The organism is Bradyrhizobium sp. 141, assembly GCF_023074055.1.
Lineage (GTDB): Bacteria > Pseudomonadota > Alphaproteobacteria > Rhizobiales > Xanthobacteraceae > Bradyrhizobium.
Genome location: NZ_JADPKR010000026.1, coordinates 1 through 25,389, shown reverse-complemented (window position 1 = coordinate 25,389; position 25,389 = coordinate 1). Strand labels below are relative to the sequence as shown.

Annotated in this window: 23 protein-coding genes; 11 read left to right on the top strand and 12 right to left on the bottom strand. The window is 65.0% G+C overall.

The window, feature by feature from the left end:
- Nucleotides 1-183 precede the first annotated feature (183 nt).
- Both IVA81_RS08575 and IVA81_RS08570 read left to right on the top strand, forming a co-directional pair.
- Entirely contained in the window at nucleotides 184-1,518 is a 1,335-nt protein-coding gene (locus tag IVA81_RS08575; protein ID WP_247314661.1) for an alpha/beta hydrolase, read from the top strand.
- 172 nt (nucleotides 1,519-1,690) lie between these two features.
- The gene (locus tag IVA81_RS08570; protein ID WP_247314659.1) at nucleotides 1,691-2,017 is read left to right on the top strand and encodes a GrlR family regulatory protein; all 327 of its coding nucleotides are present in this window, start codon (nucleotides 1,691-1,693) and stop codon (nucleotides 2,015-2,017) included.
- A 12-nt stretch (nucleotides 2,018-2,029) separates the two neighbouring features.
- On the opposite strand, the gene IVA81_RS08565 is transcribed toward IVA81_RS08570, so the two are convergent.
- The gene (locus IVA81_RS08565; RefSeq protein WP_247314657.1) at nucleotides 2,030-2,419 is read right to left on the bottom strand and encodes a hypothetical protein; all 390 of its coding nucleotides are present in this window, start codon (nucleotides 2,417-2,419) and stop codon (nucleotides 2,030-2,032) included.
- A 91-nt stretch (nucleotides 2,420-2,510) separates the two neighbouring features.
- Complete coding sequence (locus IVA81_RS08560) at nucleotides 2,511-3,680, bottom strand: MFS transporter (RefSeq protein WP_247314655.1); 1,170 nt, start codon at nucleotides 3,678-3,680, stop codon at nucleotides 2,511-2,513.
- Nucleotides 3,681-3,863: 183 nt separating this feature from the next.
- On the opposite strand from IVA81_RS08560, the gene thrS reads away from it, so the two are divergent.
- The 3 genes from thrS (at nucleotide 3,864) to IVA81_RS08545 (ending at nucleotide 7,907) form a co-directional block, all read left to right on the top strand.
- Entirely contained in the window at nucleotides 3,864-5,918 is a 2,055-nt protein-coding gene (gene thrS / locus IVA81_RS08555) for a threonine--tRNA ligase (protein WP_247314653.1), read from the top strand.
- Between the two features lie 93 nt (nucleotides 5,919-6,011).
- Entirely contained in the window at nucleotides 6,012-6,575 is a 564-nt protein-coding gene (locus IVA81_RS08550) for a nitroreductase (protein ID WP_247314652.1), read from the top strand.
- Nucleotides 6,576-6,638: 63 nt separating this feature from the next.
- The gene (locus IVA81_RS08545; protein ID WP_247314650.1) at nucleotides 6,639-7,907 is read left to right on the top strand and encodes a beta-lactamase family protein; all 1,269 of its coding nucleotides are present in this window, start codon (nucleotides 6,639-6,641) and stop codon (nucleotides 7,905-7,907) included.
- On the opposite strand, the gene IVA81_RS08540 is transcribed toward IVA81_RS08545, so the two are convergent.
- From IVA81_RS08540 to IVA81_RS08530, 3 genes are all read right to left on the bottom strand, one after another.
- Nucleotides 7,893-10,355 carry an EAL domain-containing protein gene (locus IVA81_RS08540; RefSeq protein ID WP_247314648.1) on the bottom strand — a complete coding sequence of 821 codons (2,463 nt, stop codon included), beginning with the start codon at nucleotides 10,353-10,355 and terminating at the stop codon, nucleotides 7,893-7,895. The genes IVA81_RS08545 and IVA81_RS08540 overlap by 15 nt on opposite strands.
- A gap of 1,333 nt (nucleotides 10,356-11,688) precedes the next feature.
- Entirely contained in the window at nucleotides 11,689-11,931 is a 243-nt protein-coding gene (locus IVA81_RS08535; RefSeq protein WP_247314646.1) for a hypothetical protein, read from the bottom strand.
- A 355-nt stretch (nucleotides 11,932-12,286) separates the two neighbouring features.
- Entirely contained in the window at nucleotides 12,287-13,360 is a 1,074-nt protein-coding gene (locus IVA81_RS08530) for a hypothetical protein (RefSeq protein ID WP_247314644.1), read from the bottom strand.
- A 245-nt stretch (nucleotides 13,361-13,605) separates the two neighbouring features.
- On the opposite strand from IVA81_RS08530, the gene IVA81_RS08525 reads away from it, so the two are divergent.
- Entirely contained in the window at nucleotides 13,606-14,658 is a 1,053-nt protein-coding gene (locus IVA81_RS08525) for a patatin-like phospholipase family protein (protein ID WP_247314642.1), read from the top strand.
- 13 nt (nucleotides 14,659-14,671) lie between these two features.
- On the opposite strand, the gene IVA81_RS08520 is transcribed toward IVA81_RS08525, so the two are convergent.
- Together IVA81_RS08520 and IVA81_RS08515 are read right to left on the bottom strand one after the other, a co-directional pair.
- Nucleotides 14,672-15,100: a CBS domain-containing protein gene (locus IVA81_RS08520; RefSeq protein WP_247314640.1), complete on the bottom strand. Its 429-nt coding sequence runs from the start codon at nucleotides 15,098-15,100 to the stop codon at nucleotides 14,672-14,674.
- A 190-nt stretch (nucleotides 15,101-15,290) separates the two neighbouring features.
- A complete protein-coding gene (locus IVA81_RS08515; protein WP_247315429.1) occupies nucleotides 15,291-16,067 on the bottom strand; it encodes a rhomboid family intramembrane serine protease in 777 nt (258 codons plus the stop codon).
- A gap of 511 nt (nucleotides 16,068-16,578) precedes the next feature.
- Here IVA81_RS08515 and IVA81_RS08510 point away from each other — a divergent pair.
- Complete coding sequence (locus IVA81_RS08510; protein WP_247314638.1) at nucleotides 16,579-17,133, top strand: PAS domain-containing protein; 555 nt, start codon at nucleotides 16,579-16,581, stop codon at nucleotides 17,131-17,133.
- A gap of 164 nt (nucleotides 17,134-17,297) precedes the next feature.
- The gene (locus IVA81_RS08505; protein WP_247314636.1) at nucleotides 17,298-18,431 is read left to right on the top strand and encodes a DJ-1/PfpI family protein; all 1,134 of its coding nucleotides are present in this window, start codon (nucleotides 17,298-17,300) and stop codon (nucleotides 18,429-18,431) included.
- Nucleotides 18,432-18,444: 13 nt separating this feature from the next.
- On the opposite strand, the gene IVA81_RS08500 is transcribed toward IVA81_RS08505, so the two are convergent.
- Nucleotides 18,445-18,831, bottom strand: a complete 387-nt coding sequence (locus tag IVA81_RS08500; protein WP_247314634.1) for a hypothetical protein — start codon at nucleotides 18,829-18,831, stop codon at nucleotides 18,445-18,447.
- 145 nt (nucleotides 18,832-18,976) lie between these two features.
- Here IVA81_RS08500 and IVA81_RS08495 point away from each other — a divergent pair, with 145 nt between their 5' ends.
- Nucleotides 18,977-19,483: a GNAT family N-acetyltransferase gene (locus IVA81_RS08495; RefSeq protein WP_247314633.1), complete on the top strand. Its 507-nt coding sequence runs from the start codon at nucleotides 18,977-18,979 to the stop codon at nucleotides 19,481-19,483.
- A gap of 121 nt (nucleotides 19,484-19,604) precedes the next feature.
- Nucleotides 19,605-19,913, top strand: a complete 309-nt coding sequence (locus tag IVA81_RS08490; RefSeq protein ID WP_247314631.1) for a hypothetical protein — start codon at nucleotides 19,605-19,607, stop codon at nucleotides 19,911-19,913.
- Between the two features lie 74 nt (nucleotides 19,914-19,987).
- On the opposite strand, the gene IVA81_RS08485 is transcribed toward IVA81_RS08490, so the two are convergent.
- Complete coding sequence (locus tag IVA81_RS08485; RefSeq protein ID WP_247314628.1) at nucleotides 19,988-21,934, bottom strand: DEAD/DEAH box helicase; 1,947 nt, start codon at nucleotides 21,932-21,934, stop codon at nucleotides 19,988-19,990.
- 281 nt (nucleotides 21,935-22,215) lie between these two features.
- Here IVA81_RS08485 and IVA81_RS08480 point away from each other — a divergent pair, with 281 nt between their 5' ends.
- A complete protein-coding gene (locus IVA81_RS08480; RefSeq protein WP_247314626.1) occupies nucleotides 22,216-22,569 on the top strand; it encodes a cupin domain-containing protein in 354 nt (117 codons plus the stop codon).
- A gap of 31 nt (nucleotides 22,570-22,600) precedes the next feature.
- On the opposite strand, the gene IVA81_RS08475 is transcribed toward IVA81_RS08480, so the two are convergent.
- The 3 genes from IVA81_RS08475 to IVA81_RS08465 all read right to left on the bottom strand — a co-directional run bounded on the left by IVA81_RS08475 (nucleotide 22,601) and on the right by IVA81_RS08465 (nucleotide 24,996).
- The gene (locus IVA81_RS08475; RefSeq protein ID WP_247314624.1) at nucleotides 22,601-23,113 is read right to left on the bottom strand and encodes a hypothetical protein; all 513 of its coding nucleotides are present in this window, start codon (nucleotides 23,111-23,113) and stop codon (nucleotides 22,601-22,603) included.
- Nucleotides 23,114-23,213: 100 nt separating this feature from the next.
- Nucleotides 23,214-23,642 carry a VOC family protein gene (locus IVA81_RS08470; protein ID WP_247314622.1) on the bottom strand — a complete coding sequence of 143 codons (429 nt, stop codon included), beginning with the start codon at nucleotides 23,640-23,642 and terminating at the stop codon, nucleotides 23,214-23,216.
- A 202-nt stretch (nucleotides 23,643-23,844) separates the two neighbouring features.
- Nucleotides 23,845-24,996 carry a zinc-binding dehydrogenase gene (locus IVA81_RS08465; RefSeq protein WP_247314619.1) on the bottom strand — a complete coding sequence of 384 codons (1,152 nt, stop codon included), beginning with the start codon at nucleotides 24,994-24,996 and terminating at the stop codon, nucleotides 23,845-23,847.
- Between the last annotated feature and the right edge of the window lie 393 nt (nucleotides 24,997-25,389).

Sequence of the window (25,389 nt, the reverse complement as noted above, 5' to 3'; positions counted from 1 at the left end):
GAAAAGGCTGCGTATGCCCCGGGAAGTCCCGTTCCTCTCCCCCACAATCAGGACACGATTGCATGGTCCTTTTGAGCGTTCCGGATGTGGGGAAGTTTCTCCGGACACTTAACGTCGCCTAAACGCCAGTCGGCTCAATTGTCGAGAGATTGCCGATGGACGTGACTTTGGGGTCATGGGTGGATGGTCGGGGCCGTTCCGAAAATGAGAGCTGACAGCCGTGCGGACCGGACGCCGTCCGGTCGGCGCGGTCGTGCGCTGAGGATCGGCCTGATCTCCGCCTTGGTGCCGCTGTCGCTGACACTGGTTCAATGCGGCAAGGCGCCGAACCCGGCGGCGCTCGCGGCGGATTCGCAGGCCAATGTCCAAGTGGTCAATCAGGTCGTCGCGAAAACCAATCAGCAAGTCGCAAGCGGCGACACGTTCGAGGATCGCTTCCCTGCCCCGCAATTTAGGGAGCGCTTTCCCTCGGCGAGCGAAAGTCTCCTGCAACGGCAGATGTCGGACTTCTCGCCCAAGCGCGCCGTGCAGCAACAGGTGCCGGAGCAGGCCCCCTACAAGGTCGCTTCGCTCGAGCCGCAGGTCCCTTACAAGCGTCCGGCACGCGACGACCTGACGACCCTCGTCAGCATGAAGTCGTCGGCCTTTCCCTATTTCGGCAACAACCCCGCCTCCGACGCACCCTTCCTCAACATCTCCAGGGGCGATCGCCGTGGCCACCGCAGCTATTCCGGTCGCGTGTTCTGGCAGGACGAGACCTACAATGACAGCCGCGTGCTGATGCACGTGCCCGAGCATTTCGACGTGCGCAAGCCGGGCGTGATCGTGGTGTTCTTCCACGGCAATGGCGCAACGCTCGAGCGCGACGTGCGTGATCGCCAGCTCGTGCCCAAGCAGATCACCGATTCCGGCGCCAACGCCGTGCTGCTTGCCCCGCAGATGGCGGTCGATGCCGCCGATTCCAGCGCCGGCAAGTTCTGGCAACCGGGCGGCTTCAAGCGCTTCATGGCGGAATCGGCCGACCACCTCGCCCGCGTCACCGGCGATCCCAACAGCGCGCGCGCCTTCGCCACCATGCCGATCGTGATCGTCGGCTATAGCGGCGGCTTCCTGCCGACGGCCTGGAGCCTGGAGGTCGGCGGCATCAGCGACCGCGTCCGCGGCGTCGTGCTGCTCGACGCCGTCTATGGCGAAATGGACAAGTTCGCATCCTGGATCGAGAGCCACCGTTCCGGTTTCTTCGTCAGCGCCTACACCCGTTACACCGCGCGGCGCGACCGCGAGCTGATGAGCGTGCTCCGCCAGAAGGGCATCAGCGTCGCCGAGGATATGGATGGGCCGCTCCGTCCCGGCAGCGTGGTGTTCGTCGAGACCGGCGACGGCATCACCCATCGCGACTATGTCACCCGCGCCTGGACGCGGGATCCGCTCAAGGACGTGCTGGTGAAGATGTCGGCGACGCCGTCGCTGGCGCTCACGCGCGTCGCCTCCACCAATCCACCCGCCTCGAGCCGCTAGGCTCGCGATATTCGTCAGCCGGTATTTGGCTGCGCTGCCTGCAATTTTCTCAGGCCTTGATCAAAATGTGATGTTGATGGCTGACATCCCCGGAAGCCACCGGATTGCTTCCGCCTGCAAGGCTCATACTTTGCCGGCCGGTTTGTGATTGGAATTCCGCGGGGACAGGGCAGTGCGTCAGGGATTGTACAAGGTCGACTTCCACACCGTTCACGGAACGGGCTGCGGCGTCGTCTATGTGATGGATGGCAAGATGCGCGGGGGCAATTCCGCTTTCGCCTTCATCGGCACCTATACGGGCGAAGGCGACGGCATCAAGGTCAAGATATCGACCCAGCGCTACAACGACGACCCGTCGTTCAAGGCGCTGTTCGGCGCCGACCGGATCACGCTGGCGCTCGCCGGCCGGGAGGACGGCGAGACCGCGGAATTCGAGGGCAACGCGCTGCAGGCGCCGGGCGTTGCCTTCCGGGCCGTGCTGAGCCGGATCAGCGACTGAGGCTGGCGAGAACTAGGTCTTGGGCAGCTTCGGAATGCTCTCGGCAAAGCCGTTGAAGCAGGCCAGTCGCTCGTCCTCTTCCTTGAAGAAACGGCAATCGGCGTAGCCCTTGGCCTTCGCCGGTTTCGGCTTCGGGGCCGGCGGCATCACGGCGTCGTAGCAGTTGAGCCTGTCCTTGGTGCCGTCATCGAGCTCGAGGCAGGCCTGGAGCCGCGCCGCGATCGATTGCGGCTTGCCCTTGGGCGCCGCGGCCGGCTTCGCCGCCGCCTCCGTGGTCCCCGCCTTAGTCCCCTTGGGCTTGACCTGCACCAGCGGCTTGTCCCCGACCATCGGTGGCTTGTCGGCTTGCGCAAACGCGGAGGCTGAATAGAGCACCGCGGCAACCGCCAGAATCATCCTCATCTCAGTCAACTCTCTTTGGTCCCCATGCCTCGCCTTCTAGCGCTCCCGCGCGCGGTTTGCCAAGCACCTTGCGCACACGAAAACGCGGGATTCAGGCCGTTGCGGCAGCGGGCCGGGGTCGGGTCAGGACCACCAGGATCAGCGCCAGCATGACGAAACCGACCGCGACGAAGCCGAGCGTATGCAGGAGATCGCGGGCGAACAGCAGTCCGCCGATGGCGGAGCCGACCGCCTGGCCGATATAGAGGACGGAGGTGTTGAGCGCGACGGTCGCCGATGCCAGCGGCGGCGCCGCCGCGACCAGCCGCACCTGCTGCATCGAATTGGTCGAGGCAAAGCCGAGGCCCCAGATCGCGACCCCGCACGTCATGAAAGCAAGCGTGCCCGCGCCGAGCGCCCAGCCCGTGATCCCCGCAAGCAGCAGGCAGGTGAACAGCAGCGAGGTGCGGTAGGGTCCCGAGGTGTCGACGATGCGGGTGGCGAAGACGACGCCGAGGAAGCCGCAAACGCCGTAGAGCGCGAACACCATGCCGACCGCATCGGGGCCGGCGCCGGTGAGCTTGTTGAGCAGCGGGCCCATGAAGGTGAACACCACGAACTGCCCCGACATTTGCAGCATGGTGATCGCAAGCAGCAGCAGAATCGTCCTGTTGCCGCCGACCTCGCGCCAGGTCTTCAAATCCACCGGCGCGCCTTTCAGGCCCGCCGGCAGCCGCATCAACAACAGCAGGAAACTGAGACAACCGAGCGCGCCGATCTCAGCATAGGCCGCCCGCCAGCCATAGCGGCTGGCGATAAAGGTGATCAGCGGAAGGCCGACGGCGGCAGCCAGCGACCAGCCGAGAAAGATATAGGCGATGGCGCTGCCCCGCCGCTCGGCCGGCACAATCAAGGCCGCCGTGCCGGCGGCCTGCGGCGTATAGAGCGCACCGACCGCGAGCATGACGAGACGGATCACGAGGAGGCTGGTGTAGTCGGGCGCAAAGGCCGAGGCGAGATTGCCGAGCGCAAGCACCGCCAGCGTCGTCGCGAGCAACGTCCGCCGATCGATGCGACTGGTCAGCCAGGCCGTCAGCGGCGAGCCGATGCACAGCGTCACCGCGCCGAAGGTGATCAGCAGCCCGGCCGCGTGAATGCTGACGTCGAGGCCCCTCGCCAACTCCGGCAGCATGCCCGCCGGGGCCAGCACGGAGCAACCGGTGACGAGATTGCCGAGCATCAGGGCGGTTGGCGCGAAACGCCGGGCGCGTGCATTTTCCATGCAGATGCATGTAGAACAACCGTCCGGCCGGTTAAAGGGCCCGCGGGAAATAGTTCGTGTGCGCGCCGCTTTCTGCGCCGACTTTCTTGGAAATGCCGGATTGCGCAGGCCGAATCGCCTGATATATCGCTCGTTCCCGCTTACCTGCGCTCGTTCGCAGGAGTGAGCCTCAGGAGAAAAGCAATGACCGACCAGCCCAAGGACCAGCCGAAGTCCGAATCCGGCTTCCAATATTCCCTCAGCAATCTGAAGCCCGTGACCCCTGCCGCCAAAGTTACCCTCACCTTCCCGGACGGCGCCCAGCGTCAATACGACCAGAGCATTACCGGCCTCGACATCGCCAAGGGCATCTCGCCGTCGCTGGCCAAGCGCACGGTCGCGATGACGCTCGACGGCGTGCTCACCGACCTCAACGACCCGATCGAAGCCGACGCCAAGCTCGAGTTCGTCAACCGCGACGATCCGCGCGCGCTCGAATTGATCCGCCACGACTGCGCGCACGTGCTGGCCGAAGCCGTGCAGACGCTGTGGCCGGGCACGCAAGTCACCATCGGTCCGGTGATCGAGAACGGCTTCTACTACGACTTCTTCCGCAACGAGCCGTTCACGCCGGAAGACTTTGCCGCGATCGAGAAGAAGATGCGCGAGCTCATCGCGCGCGACAAACCTTTCACGAAAGAGGTTTGGGATCGCGAAAAGACCAAGCAGGTGTTCCGCGACAAGGGCGAGGCGTTCAAGGTCGAGCTGGTCGACGCCATTCCCGGCACCGAGCCGATCAAGATCTATTACCAGGGCGACTGGTTCGATCTCTGCCGTGGCCCGCACATGACCTCGACCGGCAAGGTCGGCAATGCCTTCAAGCTGATGAAGGTGGCCGGCGCCTATTGGCGTGGCGACAGCAACAACCCGATGCTGACCCGTATCTACGGCACGGCCTTCGCCAAGCAGGAGGACCTCGACGCTTACCTCAAGCAGATCGAGGAAGCCGAAAAGCGCGATCATCGCAAGCTCGGGCGCGAGCTCGACCTCTTCCACTTCCAGGAGGAAGGTCCGGGCGTCGTGTTCTGGCACCCGAAGGGCTGGACCATCTTCCAGCAGCTGATCGCTTATATGCGCCGGCGCCTGACCGGCGATTACAGCGAGGTCAACGCGCCGCAGATCCTCGACAAGGCGCTGTGGGAGACCTCGGGCCATTGGGGCTGGTATCGCGAAAACATGTTCGCCGCGCAGTCGGCCGGCGACGAGGCCGAGGACAAGCGCTGGTTTGCGCTCAAGCCGATGAACTGCCCGGGTCACGTGCAGATCTTCAAGCACGGCCTGAAGAGCTACCGCGACCTGCCGCTGCGCCTCGCCGAGTTCGGCGTGGTCCATCGCTATGAGCCTTCCGGCGCCATGCACGGCTTGATGCGCGTGCGCGGCTTCACCCAGGACGACGCGCACATCTTCTGCACCGAGGATCAGCTCGCCGCGGAATGCCTGAAGATCAACGACCTGATCCTGTCGACCTACGCTGATTTTGGCTTCACCGGCGATCTCACCGTAAAACTCTCGACCCGGCCGGAGAAGCGCGTCGGCACGGACGCGATGTGGGATCACGCCGAGCGCGTGATGGCGACCGTTTTGCGCGAGATCCAGTCGCAGAACAATCACATCAAGACCGAGATCAACCCGGGCGAAGGCGCCTTCTACGGGCCGAAGTTCGAGTATGTGCTGCGCGACGCCATCGGCCGCGATTGGCAGTGCGGCACCACGCAGGTCGACTTCAACCTGCCGGAGCGGTTCGGCGCGTTCTACATCGACCATGACGGCGGCAAGAAACCGCCGGTGATGGTGCACCGGGCGATCTGCGGCTCGATGGAGCGCTATATCGGCATCCTGATCGAGCATTATGCCGGCAACTTCCCGCTCTGGCTGTCGCCGGTGCAGGCGGTGGTCACGACCATCACCTCGGAAGGCGACGAATACGCCAAGGTGGTGATGGAACAGGCGCGGCGCGCGGGACTGCGGGTCGAGATCGACCTGCGCAACGAAAAGATCAACTACAAGGTCCGCGAGCATTCGCTGGCCAAGATCCCCGCACTGCTCGTGGTCGGCAAGAAAGAGGCCGAGACGCATTCGGTCTCGGTCCGCCGTCTCGGCAGCGACGGCCAGAAGGTGATGACGACAGCCGAGGCGATCGCCGCCCTCGTCGACGAGGCGACGCCGCCGGACGTCCGGCGGATGCGGGAAGCGGTCTGATCCCTGAAATCGATCTAAATTCGCTTCCGGTTGCGGGCGCGCATGCTTATCTCGGCATGGCACGCCCGACGACCAGCTGACGAGGATATTGCAGTGCCCGACGCCATCGAACTCCTGAAGACCCGCCGCTCGGTCAAGCCGCGCGAGATGACCGGCCCTGGCCCCTCCACGGCCGAGCTCGAGACCATCCTCACCATCGGCGCACGCGTGCCTGATCACGGCAAGCTCGCGCCTTGGCGCTTCATCGTCTTCGAGGGCGATGCCCGCCAGCGCGCCGGCGAGGTAATCGCGAAGGTCTTTGCCCGGAAGAATCCCGGCGCGCCCGCGGCCGACGTCGAGATCGAGCGCAAGCGCCTCACCGACGCGCCGCTGGTGATCGGCATCGTCAGCTTCACCAGGCCGCATCCGAAGGTGCCGGCGTTCGAGCAGGAATTGTCGGCGGGCGCCAGCGCCATGAACATCGTCACCGCCGCGACCGCGCTCGGCTACGGCGCCTGCTGGCTGACCGGCTGGTTCTCCTTCGATCGCGACGTGCTCGACGGCCTCGGCCTCAAGCCGGACGAAAAGCTCGCCGGCTTCGTCCATATCGGCACGCCGACCAAGCCCAGCGAGGACCGTCCGCGACCGTTCCTTTCGGAAATCGTGACGCGTTTTTAATCGATGTTGTGTTGACGCCTGCGACGTCTTGCGGCTTTGATCCCGCCGAGGGAGGAAGGCCGGATGAAGCGTCGTGATTTTCTGGTCGGAGCCGCGCTGCTCGCCGGCTCGATGGCGCGAAGCCGGGCCGCCGACATCCCCGCCCCTTCGTCCGAGGGGCTCGACCGCATCACGGCCTTCTTCGACAGCGAGGTGGGGAGCGGCCGTCTGCCGGGCGCCGTGATCCTGGTGCAGCAGCACGGCAAGCCGGTCTACCTGAAGACCTTCGGCGTGCGCGACACCCGGACGGGCCTTGCCATGACGACCGATACGATCTTCGCCATCCACTCCATGACCAAGCCGATCACGTGCCTTGGCGCGATGATGCTGATCGACGAGGGCAAGCTCGCGCTCACCGACCCCGTGTCGAAATACGTCCCCCTGTTTGCCGACACCAAGGTCGGTCTCGAGGTCACCCTGCCCGACGGCAAGCTCGAGCTCGACCTCGTGCCGCCCATCCGTCCCGTCAACATCGAGGATCTGCTGCGCCATACCTCGGGCATCAGCTACGACTATATCGGCGGCAAATGGGTCGAGCAGGCCTACAAGGCCGCCAACATTTTCGAAGGCCAATTCAACAACAGGGAATTCGCCGATCGCGTCGCCAAGCTGCCGCTGGCGCGGCAGCCGGGAACGCTGTGGCGGTACGGTCATTCCACTGACGTCCTCGGCAGCGTCATCGAGATCATCTCGGGCCAGACGCTGTATCAGTTCCTGAAGCAGCGCATCTTCGATCCGCTCGGCATGAGCAGCACCAAATTCGCGCTGGCGACGGAGGACGAGCTGGCGCGGATGGCGCGTCCATTGCCGAACGATTTCATCCTGCTCGCGGCCGAGCGCGAGCGTCTCGACCATCCTGAATGGCAGTCCGGCGGTGGCGGCCTGCTCTCGACCATCACCGACTATCAGCGCTTTTCGCAGATGCTGCTGAGCGGCGGCGAGTTCGAGGGCAAGCGCTATCTGGGCCCCGCCGCGTTCAAGGCCATGACGACGGATCATATCGGGCCGGGCTCCGGCGTCGGACGCGACTATTTCTATTTCCCGGGCGACGGCTTCGGCTATGGCTACGGCCTTGCGGTTCGCACCGATCCCGGCAACGCGAAACCGCCGCCGCCGGGCTCGCTCGGCGAGCTGAAATGGGACAGTGGCAGCGGCACTCTGTTCGGCGTCGATCCCAAGCTCGACATGGTCTACGTGATGATGCAACAGACCCAGAGCGAGCGCGGCCGCATCACGCCCGCCTTCAAGGCGCTGGTCTACGACTGTTACCCTGAAGGGCTACGCCGCCCGTGAGGCGCGCTGGCCGAAATCGGCGAGCAGCTTTGCGACCTCGGCGGCGGGCCGCGCCGCGCTGAACAGGAAGCCTTGCACCTCGTTGCAACCTTCGGCGCGGAGCCAGTCGAGCTGATCCTCGGTCTCGACGCCTTCCGCGGTCGTGGTGATGTTGAGGCTGCGGCCGAGCCCCGAGATCGCGCGCACGATCGCGCCGCAATCGGGCCGCTGCGCCAGATCCTTGACGAAGGAGCGGTCGATCTTGATCTTGTCGAACGGGAAGCTGCGCAAGTAGCTGAGGCTGGAATAGCCGGTGCCGAAATCGTCCATGGAAATGCTGACGCCGAGCTCGCGGAGCTGGTGCAGGATGGCGAGATTGGCATCGGTCTCGGCCAGGAAGATCGACTCGGTGATCTCGAGCTCGAGCCGCCTCGGCGACAGGCCGGACTGCGCCAGCGCCGAGATCACGACCTGAACCAGGTTGCGGCTGCGGAATTGCGCCGGCGACAAATTGACCGCGACCTTGACGTCGGCAGGCCATTTGACCGCCTCGGCGCAGGCTTCGCGCAGCACCCACTCCCCTAGCTGGGTGATGAGGCCGATGTCCTCGGCGACCGGGATGAACTCCGCCGGCGAGATCATGCCCTTGTCCGGATGACGCCAGCGCAGCAGCGATTCGAAGCCGGAGATGCGGTCGGAGGCGATCGACACCAACGGCTGGTAGTGCAGCTCGAACTCGCCATTGGCGAATGCACGCCGCAGATCGAGCTCCATGTCGCGGCGCTTCTGCGCCTGGAGGTCCATCTCGCGCTCGAAGAAATGGTGCACGCCACCGCCGTCGGACTTCGCCCGGTACAGCGCCATGTCGGCGTTGCGCATCAACTCTTCCGGCGTCGTGCCGTCACCGGGCGACAGCGCGATGCCAATGCTGGCGCCGATCACCATCTCCTGACCGTCGAGATCGTAGGGCGCCTTCAGCATGTCGATCAGCAGGCCTGCGCAGGCGCTGGCCTCGTTCGGCGAGACGTCGGCAGCAAGGATCACCGCGAATTCGTCGCCGCCGAGCCGGGCCGCCAGATTGCCGCCGCGGACCGCATTGGTCAGGCGTTCGGCGACTTGCTTGAGCAGGCGGTCGCCCACGGGATGACCGAAGGAATCGTTGATGTTCTTGAACAGGTCGAGATCGAGATAGAGCACGCCGACCCGTTTTCCCGCCGCCTGCTCGAGCGCCTGCTTCAGGCGCTCCTGGAAATATTCGCGGTTCGGCAGGTCGGTGAGCCCGTCATGGTGGGCCATATGCGCGATGCGCGCCTCGGCCTTGCGCCGTTCGGTGATGTCGACCACCGCGACCAGATAGCCGTCGCGATCCTCGAAGGCGACGCGGCGACCGAAGGTGAGCACCTCGATCTCGCTGCCGTCGGCGCGCAGATGCCGCCAGTTGCGCGCGGAGTGATAGGCTTCGCCGACACATTCGAGCGCCTCGGCGTGGCTGTCCCACTCGTCCTCCGGCCAGATCTCAGGCAGCTTCATGCGCAGGAAGGTGGCGCGGCTGTAGCCGTAATGCTGGACCGCGGCGTCGTTGACGCCAAGAAACTCCTTGGTCTGCGCGTCGAACACCCACATCGGCATCGGGTTGCTGTCGAACAGCAGGCGGAACGAGGCGTCGCGCCGCTTCAACGCGGTGACATCGGAGATCGTCAGCGAGACCACGTCGGCGAAGGCCGTGGCGCTGAGGCGGAGGTGCCGGCCCTCGCTCTCGATCTCGAGCTGCTCGCCGCGGCCGCCCGCGACGGCCTTGAGCAGGAAGTCCATGATCTCGGGCAAGGCCAGCAGTGTGGTCCCCTCGCCAATTCGCCGCCACAACAGGCTTCCGTTCGCAATCTTCAGCAGTGCGTCCGCGCTGTTGTTGTGATGCACGATTTGGAGATCGAACGGCTTGCCGCCGGCATCGCGCAGCGTCGCCAGCGAGACCACCGCGTCGTCGGTCGAGGCGAAGATCGCGTCCAGTAAATTGTACTGCGTGCCGCGCTCGTTGATATAGGCGCCGACCAGCGTGGCGCCCCAGCGCGAGGCGGTCGGCAGCGCCAGCACATCGTAGGTCCGCACCATGCCGTCGCGCACGCAATGCGCGCTGGCCTGGTGCGGTTGTCCGTTGGCAAGCGCGATCGTCGCGGCTTCCGACAGCGCGGTGGCGCAATCGGGCGACAATTCGGCGACGGGTATATCCCAGCGCTCCTCGCCGAGCCACTTCTGCACGTAGCGTCCGCTGCGCGACAGTTCGAGCGTGCCGTCGTTCCTCAGCAGCGCGATGTGATCGGCGAGCCGTCCCAGGCTGCCGAGCATCACATCCTCGTAGCGCGGCAGCCGATCGCCCGGCTTCAGCGCGGCACGCCATTTGCGCTGAAGCACCGGGATGTCGTCAAACATTTCGGCGGCCGGTTTTCCCGGCATCTTCTTCGCGGCATTCATGGCAGTCCCCAACGCACTTTCCCCGCGCATCCAATGCAGGTGCGCTTAACGGCTTGTAAAAAGGTCGCGGGCGTGGGTTCCATTCGGCGATTATGACAGTTTTAAGTCGGGTGTTGGTTAGTGCGCGTTAGAGACTATGACGGTCGTGCGAAGGCGATACTCTCGTCTCCCGGACGCGCTGCAACGCTCTTGGCGTTGCTGCGCAGAGCCGGGACCCAAGAGGCCACGCACTCGCTGCAACATGGGCCCCGGCTCTGCAGCGCACCGTCGAAGAGACGCTGCGCTGCGTCCGGGGCACGAGAGTGATGTTCGGCGCGCAACTGTCTCAACATCGTCGTTGCGAGCGCAGCGACTTGTCCGCCGAAGCTTTAGCGAAGGCGGAAGCAATCCAGGAATCTCTCCGCGGAGCAGTCTGGATTGCTTCGTCGCAAGGGCTCCTCGCAATGACGGAGTGTGTGGTAGTGGCAACGTTTGAATCTCGTGTCCCGGACGCGCTGCAACGCCCTTCGCGTTGCGGCGCAGAGCCGGGACCCAGGAGGCCACAGCGTCGCTGCAACATGGGCCCCGGCTCTGCAGCGCACCGTCGAAGAGACGCTGCGCTGCGTCCGGGCACGAAACCATCGTTGAACAATTGACACACCTTCTCATCCTCGCGGCTGGTTTCGCCCGAGCTTTGCTTCATCGCTTCGCCCTCAATTGAAAGAGGGCGCAGGGAAGACCGGGCGCCGGCTGGCACCCGCGGTCCACTGTGCGAAAGGCGGTAGCGAAATCTGCACAGCGGCATACAGGTGAAACCAAACGACCGGCCTTCCCTGCGCAGTGGTTTGACGGCTTATGTCGTGCTCTCCCCGGGGAGCGATGCACTATTGCCCCCGTCGCCTTGCGGATGATCGATGCGCGTGCCCGGTCGGGCCGCCACATCACCGCAAGACTTGACGCACAGACCCCGGGCGTCAGGACCACAAGATTTTGCCGTACGCCGATCACACCGGTCGTGCGCGCGACACGTCTCGCTCACGGTTGCCCGCCCTGCGAAGCTCTTCGCGCCGATGTCACCTGCGTCCACCGCCGCCCGGCCCGCGTTCGTGACGATCGCGATACGCCCCTCTTCCTTGGGCCGGGTTGCGGCGACACATACGCCGTTTCCGAATTTCGGTAAAGTGGAATATTTTCTGCGGCGCGCGTTGACCCAGAGCTCGCATGTTTTGCCCGTCGGGCAGCGCGATATCTTGTAGCCCGGATGGAGCGAAGCGTAATCCGGGATTCCATCCATGCGGAACGAGACACCCGGATTGCGCTTCGCTCCATCCGGGCTACGGAGCTGGGCTCGCCGCTAGTCCTCGCTGGACGCCGCTGAGCGGTTGCGCAAGTAAGCCTGCGACAACAGGAAGAACAACGCGCGCTCGCCATGATATTTGGCGGACGGCCGGGTGCGCTCGAAGCCATCGGCAAATATCTTGCCGGACTGGTCGCACACCTGCCATCGCCAGCCAAACCGCTTGCGCCTGGTGAGGATCACTTCGAACATGCCGCCGAGCTTGGTCCCCTGCCCCTTGCCGGTCTCACAGGCGCACAAGCCTGCTCCGGCCTCTGCCGTTAGATGGATGCCCGACATATAACGCAGCAGGATGGAAAGAGAACAAAATTGATGATCGGAAATAGGCATCTTGCACCGGCTTGTGGCCAAGTCCCGATTGCCTGGAATAAGCCCTCGCCAGCGGTGTTTTCTCCCGCCCCAAGAGACCGTTTGGTAGCGCTGACAAAGACTTCAAAGCCGAGCAAACGGGGGAAGGCGGAGAACGGCTGCCGCACCCGCACGCATGGCGGCGGCAGCGGTATTGGCGGGATGCACGTTCGTGCGCCAGATGAGAATTGTTGTGCCAAGCGCAAAGTCTGGCGTCTCACCGCAGCCGACGCTGATGCCCCGTATCCTAACGCGCGACGACTTCGACTTCGCCGTCGACGCCGTTGACGACGTTGAAGCCGCGCTCGTAGACCTTGCCCTCGTTCTTGGCGATCGCGCGGTATTCGCCTTCGGAGAGCACCACGCGCGGGAAGGCGCCGATCGATTCCTTGATGACGTCGCCGCCCGGGGTCAGCACCGACCAGGCTGTGTTGGCGAGCGCCTCGCCGCCCCTGTCGCTGACCAGCTTGAGCGTGATCACGGCGGCGCGGTGGGTGATGGTGACGTCGGTGAGCTTGCCGACCTGGACGCGGATGTCGGAGCGCACCACCGAATTGGCATCGCCATAGTTGGAGATGATGTAGTAGGTGCCCTCCGGCAGCAGCACGACGTCGCCGGCGGCGACGTTCGGCACCAGCGAGGCGCGCTCGCCGGATTCGAACTGGCTGCCCTTGTAGATCGCGAACGAGATCTGGTTCTGCGGAATGCGGCTGGTGCCGACCCGGCCTTCGATGCGCAGGCCGCCGGCCGGCAGCACGAAGGATTCGCGGTCGGTCTCGGCCTTCAGGCTGACGGTGCGTACCGCGCTGACGAGGCCGAAGGCGACGTGCACGACGTAATTGCCGGGCGATAGCACGATGTTGGGCGTGGCGTTGCGGTCCTCGCGGATCAGCTTGAAGGTGCCGTTCTCATCGGGACGGTCGGCAAACACGCGCCAGACCAGGCCGCTGGTAATGGCGGCTGAGTCCTTGCCGTATTTCGCGGTCAGCGACAGCACGCCCTGTCCGGGCGCGGCCGCGTTGAGCGGGGCGGCCGGCGGCACGGTCGTGACGGCAGGCGGCGGCATGCTTGGGGTCGCCGGCTGCATCAGGGTCGGCGGCAGGCTCGGGGGACCGGCGCCTGGCCCGGAGGGCGGCGCCAGATTGATGGCCCCGCCGGGGTCGGGCACCGAAGCCGGCGGCACCGGCGGCGGACGATCGGAGAAAAGCTGCGCCTGCGCAGCGTTTTGGCCTGAGGTAACGAGGGACACGGCAAGGATCAGCGCCGGCAGCAGCCTGCCGCTGCGCCGCCATCCGATGATGCCGTCACCCCCGCGTTTCATGCCTCCTGCTTTTCACCGAAAACGCGGCAAATTCAAGCCTCGGAACCCCCGGGAAATACGGCCCCAGGACGGTTCTTTGGAACCCGGTTGACGCCTGCGTGATTGGGCTGACGACGACCAGCCCTCGCCACACTGCTGCCCCCTGCGTCCCGAACGGTATAAACCATGCTTCACCCTGGTTATGGCGGAGCAGAAATACGGCGCCTACTCTGGTGTGAGGGCTGGCCCGGGTGGGAGAGTTTTCGGTGCTGGATATTTTGAAGGGTCGGGGCGCGAACGGCTCCAATGGCGAAAAAGCCGGTGAAAAGGTCGGCGAAAAAGTCGGCTTGGGCAGCATCCGCCGGCCGGTGATCGGCCTTGCCCTTGGTGGCGGCGCGGCGCGCGGCTTTGCCCATATCGGGATTCTCAGGACACTGCTTGCCAACGGCATTGTGCCCGACGTCGTGGTCGGCACCTCCATTGGCGCCGTCGCCGGCGGCCTCCATGCGGCCGGCCGGCTCGATACGTTCGAAGATTGGGGGCGCAGCCTGCAAGGCATGCGCAACATCCTCGGCTATCTCGACATCCGCCTCAACGGCTCCGGCCTGCTCGGCGGCGAGAAGCTTGCAACCCGGCTCGAGGAGGCGATCGGACAAGTCCGGATCGAGGATCTTCCGATCAAGTTTGCGAGCGTCGCGACCGAGGTCCGCACCGGCCACGAGATCTGGCTGACGCGCGGCCGTGTGGTCGACGCGATGCGCGCGTCCTACGCGCTGCCCGGCATTTTCGCGCCGGTGCTGATCGGTGACCGCTGGCTGGTCGACGGCGCGCTGGTGAATCCCGTGCCGGTCTCCGCCGCCCGCGCGCTCGGCGCCGAAATCGTCATCGCCGCAAATCTTTCCAGCGACATCTTCACCCATTCCACGACCATCCATGCGCATGGCGCCGTGCCCGCCGCGGTCGCGCCGGACGCAGCGGAGCCGACGGCCAAGCGGCGTTTCCCGCGCCTGTTCTCGCCCGAAAAGACCATGAAGCGCGAATTCTTCGGCGGCGCCGGCCGGCCCGGCATCTCCTCGGTGATGGTCGACGCCTTCAACATCATGCAGGACCGCATCACGCGCGCTCGGCTCGCCGGCGACCCGCCGGACCTCCTGATCACGCCGCGGGTCGGCCAGTTCGGCTGGTTCGACTTCCACCGTTACGAGGACCTGATCGCCCACGGCACACGCGCCACCGAGCGCGCGCTGGAGTCGATCCAGGAGGCGATCGAGGTGCTCGCGCCGGCGCCCGCGGGTCACGCGCCGAAAGCGGGCGAGTGAGGCGGATGGCCCGTCAGGCCGTCTTGATGTAGTCGCGCAGGGCTTCCTGCTCGGACTCGTATTCCTGGACCCGGCGCTTGACGATGTCGCCGATCGAGATGAGGCCGACCACCTTGCCGTTGTCGATCACGGGCAGATGGCGGAACTTGCCTGATGTCATCATCTCCATGAGCTCGGCGACCGTGTCGGTCTCCTTGCAGGTCACGACCTTGCGGGTCATGACCTGAGCGACCGGCTCCTCCAGCACGCCGGCGCCGCGCTCGCCGAGCACGCGGACGATGTCGCGCTCCGACAGGATGCCTTCGAGCCGGCTCTGGTTCATCACCAGCACCGCGCCGATCTTCTTGTCGGCGAGCAGCTTGATCGCGGCAGCCAGCTTCGCGTCGGGCTCGACGCTCATGATCTGGTGGCCCTTGGTGTTGAGAATGGAACGTACCGTCATTGTTGCCTCCCTGAATCGGACCCGTCCGCCTGTGGGCGGTCCGGACTTGTTCTTCGAGTCTTCAACTAACAGTTTCAGCGCCGGTTTCACGCTCGTGCGCTTTGCGAAGCATCGCCGCTAGCAGCTTGCAGCTTCGGAACATTCTTCACGGGAATGATGGATGAATTCGGGCCGTGCCGCAAGCGCCGCTTCAAATACGGTCTGAAACGTCCTGTGATGACGCATCCGCAGCATCGCTTCGCACGCGCGGCACGGGATCGAACAGGGTGAACAGCAACAGGCCGGCGAAGAAGCCGCCGATATGCGCCTGCCAGGCGACGCTCGTGGTTTCGGAATCGACGCCGATCGCACCGACGCCGAAGATGATGTTGACGCCGAACCACACCGCCAGGAAGCCGACCACCCGCCCGTCGCGCAGCGCGCGCGACAGCGGCAATGCCGGAACCCTCGCAGCGGTATCGGCATCCGACCGGTTGAACGACAGGAAGCTGCCGCGGACGAAAGCGAAGCGGATTGCGGCCGCCATCGCGCCGGACACCGAGGCCGAGGCGCCGATCATCGGCGCCACCGCGTGCTCATGGGTGACGAGATGGGCGAGCGCGCCGGCGGCCGCCGTCACCGCGAGAAACAGGTAGAACCTGACCGCGCCAAACCGCCGCGCCAATGCGCTGCCGAACGGCAGCAGCCACAGCACGTTGAAGCCGAGATGGGTCAGATTGGCGTGCAGCAGCGAATAGGTGACGAAGGTCCAGACCTTGGCGCCGGTGCCGCCGGGAATCTCCAGATTGAGCAGGGAGGAATCGTAGCGCTTCGGGATGAAGCCGAAGACGTCGATGGTCCAGTTCTCGATCTCCGGCGGCAGCAGCACCCGCAAATGGATCACCGCCAGCAGGATGATATAGGCGGTCAGCGCCGCGGGCAGCGTCAGGACCGGCTCGCGCGGAGCCTCCTCGATGACCGCCGGCACCTCCGCTTGGGGATTTTGCTGAGGGCCTTGCGGCGGAGAATCTTGAGAGGAATCCAAGGCAGCTTCGCTTTCACCGCGACCAGGGCAACACGCTTGCAGATAGTCGCCTTTGCCGGCCTTGCGCAAGTGCACAAAAGGAAAAGGCAGGGCCCTGGGAAAGCCCTGCCTGTCCGTGTCGACCTTCCGGTGCCGGAGGAATGAAGGTGTATCCCCACCCCTCCCCGGCCCGTGGCCAAACTGTTTGACGCCCTGTGTACAGGCCCCGCCGAGAACCTGGATGAAAGCGGCGAGGCTTGCGACTGCGGCCACCATAGCAGCGGGGCGCGAGGTGCAAAGCGCATAGTTAATTTAACGTTAACAACGCAAAGGCGGCCTTAAGGGAGGTAAAAACGCGCCTGCGGCATGGACGCTGCAAATCCCCTCCTGCACAACAACACAAGGGATCGCGGGTGCACTGAAGCGGGACAGGTCTGTCCCTTCGAAGGTTGCACCCCGGGGTAAGCGTTCAGACATGAAACATCCGTCGAGCCGCGCGTTCTTCGCGTATTGGGACAAGAAGCGCGGCGCTGCACGGGCCCCTGACAGGGCCGACATCGATCCGGCCGCGGTCCGCGGCCTGCTCGGCGACATCTTCGTGCTGTCCTGCGAGCCGAACCTCGGCTTCCCGTTCCGCGTCGCCGGCACGCGGGTCTGCGCGCTGGCGGGGTGTGACCTCAAGGACCAGAGCTTTGCGGCGCTGTTCGATGATGCGAGCCGCAGCGAGATCGAGGAGATCACGACCATCGTCGCCGACGAAGCGTTAGGTGCGATCGCCGGCGTCACGGCCGCGCGCGAGGACGGCAGCAAGGCCTATCTCGAGCTGTTGCTGCTGCCGTTCAACGCGCGCCCGCATACGCCGGTGAGCGTGACGGGCGTGCTCGCACCGTTCGACGACGAATGCGGCGCGCTGTCAGCCTTCACCCTCACCTCCTGGCGCTATCTGCACCAGCCGGAGAAGCTCTTGCCGCGCGCGATCCGCAAATTGCAGATCGCACGCGGGCTGATGGTGTATGAGGGGCTGAGATAATCTCCGCCGCCCGACGCGCGGCATCGTGCGCGAGAGGACCCGCCGCGCGAGACATCAACGCGCATGCGGATGGCCGTTTTTGCCGGATCTGCGTCATTCCTGATGTCGTTGTCAGCGGTTAGCTTCCGCCTCGCGTGAAGCAACGAGGATCGGGTGACATCATCATGGTATGGCGCATTCTGGCGTTATGCGGCGTCGGCTGCGTGGCATTGCTAGCGGCGATCGGCGGAACCTGGCTGTTCCTGCTGCCGGGATCGCCGGCTCGGGGAACCGCGCCTGCGATAGCCAAAGACGAGACCGAGGCGAGCCTTGCGGCGCTGAAGCCGCCAAAACGCAAACGTCCCCTGATCGCCATCGTCGGCATCAACGACATGAGCGAGACGACCGACTATCTGATGCCATACGGCATCCTCGCGCGCGCCGATGTCGCCGACGTCCTCACATTGGCGACGCAGCCTGGACCTGTCGCTCTCTATCCCGCGCTAAAAGTGCAGCCGCACGCGACCATCGCCGAGTTCGATGCTTTACATCCTCAAGGCGCCGATTACGTCATCGTGCCCGCGATGAGCCGCGAGGACGATGAACTGGCCTTGCAGTGGATCAGAAGCCAGGCCGGCAAGGGCGCGATCGTCATCGGCGTCTGCGTCGGCGCCAAGGTCGTTGCCAACACCGGGCTGCTCGACGGCCGGCAGGCCACCACGCACTGGTATTCCGTACGCGATCTGCAAAAGCATTCCGCGATCCGCTACGTCGCGGACCGCAGGCTGGTGGTCGACCGCGGCGTTGCGACAACGACCGGCATCACCGCATCCATGCCGATGGCCCTGACCCTGGTCGAGGCCATCGCCGGCCGCGCCAAGGCGGAGGCGGTTGCCCGCGAGATCGGTCTTGCGGAGTGGGATGCGCGCCATCGCAGTGAGGCGTTCCAGTTCACACGCCCCTTCGCACTGACGGCGATCGCCAACACGCTCGCATTCTGGAACCGCGAGCAACTCGGAATCGCGCTGACGCCCGGCATCGACGAGGTGTCGCTTGCGCTTGTCGCCGATGCGTGGTCGCGCACCTATCGCTCGCGTGCCATCACCTTCGCAGCCACGGCAGAGGCGCAGACAAGCCGCAGCGGTCTTCGCATCCTGCCGGACAAGGTCGCGGCCGATTGGCCGGCAAAGCAGACGCCACCGGCCGCCGTCGACCTGCCGCCGGCGCGTGCGCTGGACCAGACGCTGCATGCCATCGATGCGCGCTACGGATCGCGCACCGCCGACTTCGTCGCGATGCAGCTCGAATATCCGAGATAAAGACAGAGCGCCGTTACGGCATCGCCAGATGCCAGGCGCCGTTCAAGAAGCCGTCGCCGGTGACGTCGCCGGGCTTCTGGTCCTTGGCGAAGGTATAGAGCGGCTTGCCCTTGTAGGCCCACTGCTTCGAGCCGTCGTCGCGCGCGATGATGGTGTAGCCGTCGCTGCCGGCATCGCTCGCCTCGGCCTTCAGCACCGGCCAGTTGGTCGCACATGGACCGTTGCAGGCCGACTTGCCGTCCGTATCCTTGTCGAAGGTGTAGAGCGTCATGCCCTTGGCATCGGTGAGCACGTTGCCCTTGTCGGTCTTGCCCGTCTTGGTCGGCGGCGCGGCGAAGGCGGCGGGAACGATCGCGAGCGACATTGCGAGCGTGAGCGCGAGGCGGATCGAGGACGTCATGATATCTCCTGTCATGCAATTGGCTTGCATGGGTAGGACGCCGCGCGCGGCCTGGTATTCCTGAGACGGCGGCAAGATATTTTTCGCTGCGCGCGCTGGCGCAGCGGAATAAACTGCACCGACCGAGACGGAACGACGGAAAGACATGAGCAAGCCGCATTGGCGTCCCGCGCACGCATTCGACCTGCCCGCGATCAGCGCCATCGCGGCGCGGATACATCCTGGTCTTCCTGAAAGGCCCGAGGTGTTCGCCGAGAAGATGCGGCTCTATCCCGATGGCTGCCGCGTGCTTGTCACCGACGATGCGATCGCCGGCTACGGGTTTTCGCATCCCTGGAAGCAGCACCGGATTCCGCCGCTCGACGCTTTCATCGCACAATTGCCTGACGATGCGGATTGCCTCTACGTCCACGACGTCGCCGTCTTGCCGGATTTTCGCGGCGGCGTTCTGCGCGCCTATATCGCAGATATCGAGCAGCTGGCGCGTGCGTCAGGCATCGCAACGCTCGCGCTGGTCTCGGTCTACGCGACGCGGCCGCTGTGGCAGCGCCTCGGCTTTCGGCCCGTCACGACGGAGGCGGACCTGCGCGCGAAGCTCGCCTCCTATGGCGAAGGCGCGACATACATGCTGCGCGACCTTACCGCGGCGTAACGTTCCTCCCCGGCCGGCTCACGCGGGCGTGAAGCGGCGCTCTCGAACCGGGTCAGGTCAGGCTCCGTCGAAGGTGTGTGCGAGCCGTTCCGGTCTCGCCAACTGAGGCTGGAGAATATCCATGAAGCTCACATTGTCGAAAGTTGCTTTGATTGCATGCGTCGCGACAAGCGCGTTCGTCGCGACCAGCGCCAATGCGGCGCAACACCGAACCGATGGCTGCCAATTCGCCTTCTTCGAAAGCTGTGGCATCGTCGCCGAGTCGTCGACCCCGGGCCGCGCACGCCGCCCCGTCGCTCGCCTCGCCAACGATACCTCGCCGACCTACATGAAGCAGACCGATCCCCGCTACAGCTCGTCCATGCGCGATGCCGGCGGTGGTGGCGGCGGAGGAGGAGGTGGTGGAGGCGGCGGCGGTGGCGGCCGCTGAACTCACACCTGACCTTTCAGATGATGCCGCCGGTGCAATCCGGCGGCATCATTGCCGTCCTGAACGGCGGTCGCTCAGCCGCGATGCTTTTTCTTCTTCGTCTTCTTTCCCGGCGCGCCCTTCACCGGCCACGGGGTGACCGAGGGCTCCGCGCGGGCCTGCTTGTCGCGATGCTTCTTTTTTGTTCCAAAGGAAGGAGCCTCGTCGAATCTTGGTCCGCGCTCGCCGGGTGGCTTGCCGCGTGGTTTGAATTCACGTGCCTCGCGCGGACGTTCGTCGCGCCGTTCACGATGCTCGCCGGCCTCGCGCCGGGGCGCATGGGACCGCTCTTCCGAACGTTCCTGTCGCTGCGGCGCGTCCGCCATCAGCTCGATCCGGATGCTGTCCTCCTTGTCCGGACGCTTGACCTTTGCGGCGAACGACTCCGCGACCCGCTCGGAAATCTCGAACTCGGTCGTGGTATCCATGATCTTGATGGCGCCGATGTCGCCCTTGTCGATGCCGCCGCGGCGGCAGATCATCGGCAGCAGCCAGCGTGCCTCCGCATTCTTGCGTCGTCCGATCGCGGCGCGGAACCAGACGCTGGTCTCCGACATGCCGTGCTTCGAGGACGCCTTGCCGGATTTCGATCGAGGCCTCGCGGCGCGATCATCGCCGCCTTCGCCTTGAAATCTGTCGCGACCGCGATCCTCGCGCGGCTTGCCGCTGCGCTCGCCGGGATCGATGATGTCTTCGGGCGACGGCAGCCGCGCACGGTAAAGCCGCGCCAGTGCCGCGGCGATATCCTGAGCCGATCGCTCGGCCAGGAGCGCCTGGGCCAGCGCCAGATCGTCGGCCGTCGTCTCCTCGGTGAACAACACGTCCTTCATGCGATCGTGATCGAGCTTGCGGATTTCGTCCGCCTGCGGCACCGTTCCCCAGACCGCATCGATGCCTGAGAGATTGAGCAGCAGCTCCGCGCGCCGCCGGCGGGCGGGCGGCACCAGGAGGACGCTGGTCCCCTTTCGCCCCGCGCGCCCGGTGCGGCCCGAGCGATGCTGCATCACCTCGGCGTCGTTGGGCAGGTCCGCATGAATGACGAGGTCGAGGCTCGGCAGGTCGATGCCGCGGGCGGCAACGTCGGTCGCGACGCAGACGCGGGCGCGTCCGTCGCGGAGCGACTGCAGCGCCATGGTGCGCTCGTTCTGCGTTAATTCGCCTGAGAGCGCGACCACGGAGAAGCCGCGCTCCAGCAGCGCCGCCTGCAAATGCCTGACGTGATCGCGTGTGCTGCAGAACACGAGAGCGCTCGGCGCCTCGTAGAAGCGCAGCACGTTGACGACCGCGTGCTCGGCATCGGCGGGCGCAATCCGGATGGCGCGATACTCGATATCAGCGTGACCGCCCTCGTCGCCGGCAACCTCGATCCGGAACGCCTGCTGCTGATATTGCTTGGCCAGCGCGACGATGCCGCGCGGGAACGTCGCCGAGAACATCAACGTGCGGCGCGTCTCCGGCGTGGTCTCGAGGATGAATTCCATGTCCTCGCGAAAGCCGAGATTGAGCATCTCGTCGGCCTCGTCGAGGACGACCGCTTTCAATTCCGAGACGTCGAGACGGCCGCGCCGCAAATGGTCGCAGAGCCGGCCGGGCGTGCCGACCACGATGTGGGCGCCGACCGTCAGCTCGCGCTGCTCGCGGCGCGGATCCATGCCGCCGACGCAGGAGACCACGCGCCCGCCCGCATGCCCATAGAGCCATGCGAGTTCGCGGTGGACCTGCATCGCGAGCTCACGGGTCGGTGCCACGATGAGGGCGAGCGGTGCGGCTGCCTGCTCGAACCGCTCGGCATCGCCGAGCAGATCCCTGGCCATGGCAAGGCCATAAGCGAGGGTCTTGCCAGAGCCGGTCTGCGCCGAAACCAGGAGGTCGCGATCGCTGGCATCGTCCGCGAGTACGGCGAGCTGAACGGGGGTCGGTGAATCATAGTTCCGCTCGGCCAAAGCTTGGGCGAGCGGCGGGGTCAGGGCCGGAAAAGACACGGGATGGAAACCTTGGTTAATTCAGGCGCGCAAACGGTGAACCGGTGGGCCTGAGCTGGCGTGGGGGGCAAACGGCCCGGCCGCACGCTGATTTGATCTGGGCGCTCTTTACGCCAAGCGCTCGGAAATCACCATGCCTATGATGCATGGCTTCGCAAAAAGAGCCGCGCCTGAAGGTTGCAGCGGGTTTTTGGACCACTTCGACAGGTTAACGGATACGGACTTGTCGCCTCGACCATCCCTTCCCAGATTGTGCCTCACGAGATAGCAAAGGGGGACACATGGCCGACAGCATATCGCTCGCCGACAAGCTCGCGACTTTTCACGACCATTGGTCCCCGCGCACGGTCACGACCTTCAATGATTGCGACGTGATGGTGGTGAAGGTGATGGGCGAATTCACCTGGCACAAACACGACGACACCGACGATTTCTTTCTCGTCCTGAAAGGCCATCTGGACATCGAGTTGCGAGACCGCACCGTGACGCTCGGTCCGGGCGAGCTCTACGTCGTGCCCAAAGGGGTCGAGCATCGCCCGGTGGCACGCGAGGAAGTTCACCTCATGCTGATCGAACCGACCGGCACGCCGAACACGGGCGACAAGGCGACTGCTGCGGCGCGCAAGCTCGTGTAGCGGTCAATTCGCCAAGTCTAGTGCCTCAAGTCTAGTCCCTGGAGGTCGCCGGCTTGCTAAAGGCCTCGATCAGCGTTGCTCGTACCTGCGCCACACGGTCTCGCGCAGCGCGGCTCAAGGCGCGGACGACCCGCCAGGCTTCGGTTGCTTGTATCCACGCCCTCACCTCGGCGAACTTCCCGTACGCCCAGGCGAAAGCCGGAATCCTCATCAGCTTGTCACGCGTGAGATGGAACAGGCGCTCGACCAGCACCAGCTTGAGCAGTTCGCCGACGATGAAAGTCATGGCACCGCTCAGGACCTGACCGGTCGCGGCGAGATAGGCCGCCACCGGCTTGACCGGCTCCAGAATGATCACGGGCACGGAAAACAGCGCGAGCGACCCATAAGGCGGCAGCGATCTGATCCAGGTTCGTAGTCGCTCGAATACGAAATGCCGCTCGATCCAGCGCGAGATCGGCTTCGCTACGGCCATGAAAACCGCATCCACCAGGAAGTAGATCGCAGCCAGGATGTAAGTGAGTGGTTTCAGGATTCGCTTCACGGCACTTCTCCCGCGAAGTGAAAGCCGGAACTTGGGCCTAAGTTTCACCTCCGCGTGAATAGTTCGGGGAAATCAGATGGAACTTTTTGGGCATCGCCGGTCAGATCTCCGCATAGACCTCCAGCAGATTGCCGTCGGGGTCGCGGAAGAACAGGGTGCGGTGGCCGAAGGACTGGTTCGTCGGCGGGGATAGCAGCGCAACGCCCTGCCGAACGAGTTCGTCGGCGCATTGGTCGACCTGGGCGGCCGACACCTTGAACGCCAGTTGCAACGAGGCACTGCCCGCCGGCATCGGTGCGTCGGCCGCGGTCCGGCTCGGTCGTGCGAGCGCGAGCGTGTTGGGGCCGATGCCGTACTCGATCCAGTTCGGCGAAAGCTCACGCAGCAGGGACAAGGCGAGGACATCCTCGTAGAAGCGGCGCATTGCCGCCATGTCACGCACGAAGATGACGGTGTAGTCGATCGCGCGGATGGCGTGGAAGGGCCAGCGGGCGCGCGGGGTTGGTTCGGTTGTCTGTTCGTTCGTCATCGTGTCCTTTATTCAAAAGCCCGGACGTAGCCCGCATGAGCGGAGCGACATGCGGAATTGCTTTCCCCACAAGCACCCCGGATTTCGCTTCGCTCATCCGGGCTACAAGACTGGAGACTAACGCAGCAGCCCACCACCATAGCTCAGCTCATAAAGCGGCGCGCAATCACGCCGCGAGATCGTGCGGGATCGATGGCATCGGCTACTCCACCAGCTCCGGCCACGGCACGATGGTCGACTTCACCGTCTTCATCGCCATCGCATCCCTCACCGCCTGCGCGACGCCTTCTTCCGTGAAAGGATAGATCGTCTGCATCTTCAGCCAGGGATATTTGCCCGCGGTGCGATACAGCATGTCGACGCCGAGCGGCAGGTCGTTGCCGGTGAAGCCCCAGGATCCCAGTACGTTGAGGTCCTTGGTGCAGATGCGGTGCCAGGAGGTGTCGATCGAGCCGGCGTCGGTGAACTGGCCCATCTCGACATAAGTGCCGCCGTCGCGCAGCATCTCGATGCCCTCGGGGCCTGCCGTGGGATGGCCCGAGCAGTCCATCACGAGATCGGCGCCGAAACCGCCCACGATCTCGCGCACGCGGGCGATGCGCTCCTGCGGCAACTTGATCTGCTCGATGTTGACGGTCGCCTCCGCGCCGAACTCACGGGCGAGCTTGAGCCGCGGTTTCTCCGGCGCACCGACGCAGATCACGCGCCCTGCCCCCATCTCCCTTGCGGCGGCGACCGCCAAAATGCCGATCGGACCCGAGCCCTGGATCACCACCGTATCGCCCCAACTGAAACCACCGGCGCGGCTGGCGCGGTTGAAGGCGCGGATGCAGGAGGTCAGCGGCTCGGACAGCGCGCCCAGCCGCAGCGACATGTCGTCGGGCAGCTTGTAGATCTTGGTGCCCGGCAGCATGTCGAGATCGACATAGACATATTCAGCCCAGCCGCCCCACATGTGCGGCGCCTTGTCGAAGCCGAGATAGCGGCCGTAATAGACCGGCGTCAGGCACTTGTTGGCGGTCTGAGGATAATGGATGCAGTAATAGCAGCGCCCGCACGGCATCAGCGGCGGGATCATCACCTTCGAGCCGACCTTCAGCGGTTTGCTCATGAAGTCCTCGGTGAACTCCTCGCCGCATTCGACGATGACGCCGCCGAGCTCGTGGCCGAGCGTGAACGGCCAGGGCAGCGGCTTCGGCCAATGACCCTTCAGGATATGCAAATCGGTGCCGCAGACGCCGCAGGCGCCGACCTTGATCAACGCGGCCTTGCGGCCGACCTTCGGCCACGGCACGGTGCGGATGACGGGCTCCGAGCCCGGCCCTGCGTGGGTGCAGACGCGGATCTGTTGCATGGCTGTTTCCCCAGTGCCCGTCTGTTATGATCGATGGTGCGGGCGTAAGGCGAAACGTATGTGAGATGCGCGCGCGTGCCAAGCGGGCAGTCTCGTAGCCCGCATGAGCGCGGCGATATGCGGGAGCGCGGTCCCGGATATCGCTGCGTTCATCCGGGCTACAGAGCCTTGCCACACAATCCGCCGTCATCCTGAGGTGCGAGCCTTGCAATGCGTCAGCATTGCGAGGGGAGCCTCGAAGGACGGGCTACGGGCGCTTGCGGCCCATCCTTCGAGGCGCGCGAGGGCGCGCACCTCAGAGGCTGTGAATCTATGTGATTTGGCGCGTTTCCGTTTGCCGAACGGTGAGCCGAATGATTCTCTGCTTTCAAAGGTCGATGGAGGCAGGGATGT

Coding starts and splice junctions, on each gene's coding strand:
- IVA81_RS08510 (WP_247314638.1), top strand. CDS start 16,579: ATGAAACATCCGTCGAGCCGCGCGTTCTTCGCGTATTGGGACAAGAAG.
- IVA81_RS08470 (WP_247314622.1), bottom strand. CDS start 23,642: ATGACGAACGAACAGACAACCGAACCAACCCCGCGCGCCCGCTGGCCC.
- IVA81_RS08545 (WP_247314650.1), top strand. CDS start 6,639: ATGAAGCGTCGTGATTTTCTGGTCGGAGCCGCGCTGCTCGCCGGCTCG.
- IVA81_RS08530 (WP_247314644.1), bottom strand. CDS start 13,360: ATGAAACGCGGGGGTGACGGCATCATCGGATGGCGGCGCAGCGGCAGG.
- IVA81_RS08495 (WP_247314633.1), top strand. CDS start 18,977: ATGAGCAAGCCGCATTGGCGTCCCGCGCACGCATTCGACCTGCCCGCG.
- IVA81_RS08565 (WP_247314657.1), bottom strand. CDS start 2,419: ATGAGGATGATTCTGGCGGTTGCCGCGGTGCTCTATTCAGCCTCCGCG.
- IVA81_RS08505 (WP_247314636.1), top strand. CDS start 17,298: ATGGTATGGCGCATTCTGGCGTTATGCGGCGTCGGCTGCGTGGCATTG.
- thrS (WP_247314653.1), top strand. CDS start 3,864: ATGACCGACCAGCCCAAGGACCAGCCGAAGTCCGAATCCGGCTTCCAA.
- IVA81_RS08520 (WP_247314640.1), bottom strand. CDS start 15,100: ATGACGGTACGTTCCATTCTCAACACCAAGGGCCACCAGATCATGAGC.
- IVA81_RS08480 (WP_247314626.1), top strand. CDS start 22,216: ATGGCCGACAGCATATCGCTCGCCGACAAGCTCGCGACTTTTCACGAC.
- IVA81_RS08500 (WP_247314634.1), bottom strand. CDS start 18,831: ATGACGTCCTCGATCCGCCTCGCGCTCACGCTCGCAATGTCGCTCGCG.
- IVA81_RS08490 (WP_247314631.1), top strand. CDS start 19,605: ATGAAGCTCACATTGTCGAAAGTTGCTTTGATTGCATGCGTCGCGACA.
- IVA81_RS08540 (WP_247314648.1), bottom strand. CDS start 10,355: ATGAATGCCGCGAAGAAGATGCCGGGAAAACCGGCCGCCGAAATGTTT.
- IVA81_RS08575 (WP_247314661.1), top strand. CDS start 184: ATGGTCGGGGCCGTTCCGAAAATGAGAGCTGACAGCCGTGCGGACCGG.
- IVA81_RS08465 (WP_247314619.1), bottom strand. CDS start 24,996: ATGCAACAGATCCGCGTCTGCACCCACGCAGGGCCGGGCTCGGAGCCC.
- IVA81_RS08560 (WP_247314655.1), bottom strand. CDS start 3,680: ATGGAAAATGCACGCGCCCGGCGTTTCGCGCCAACCGCCCTGATGCTC.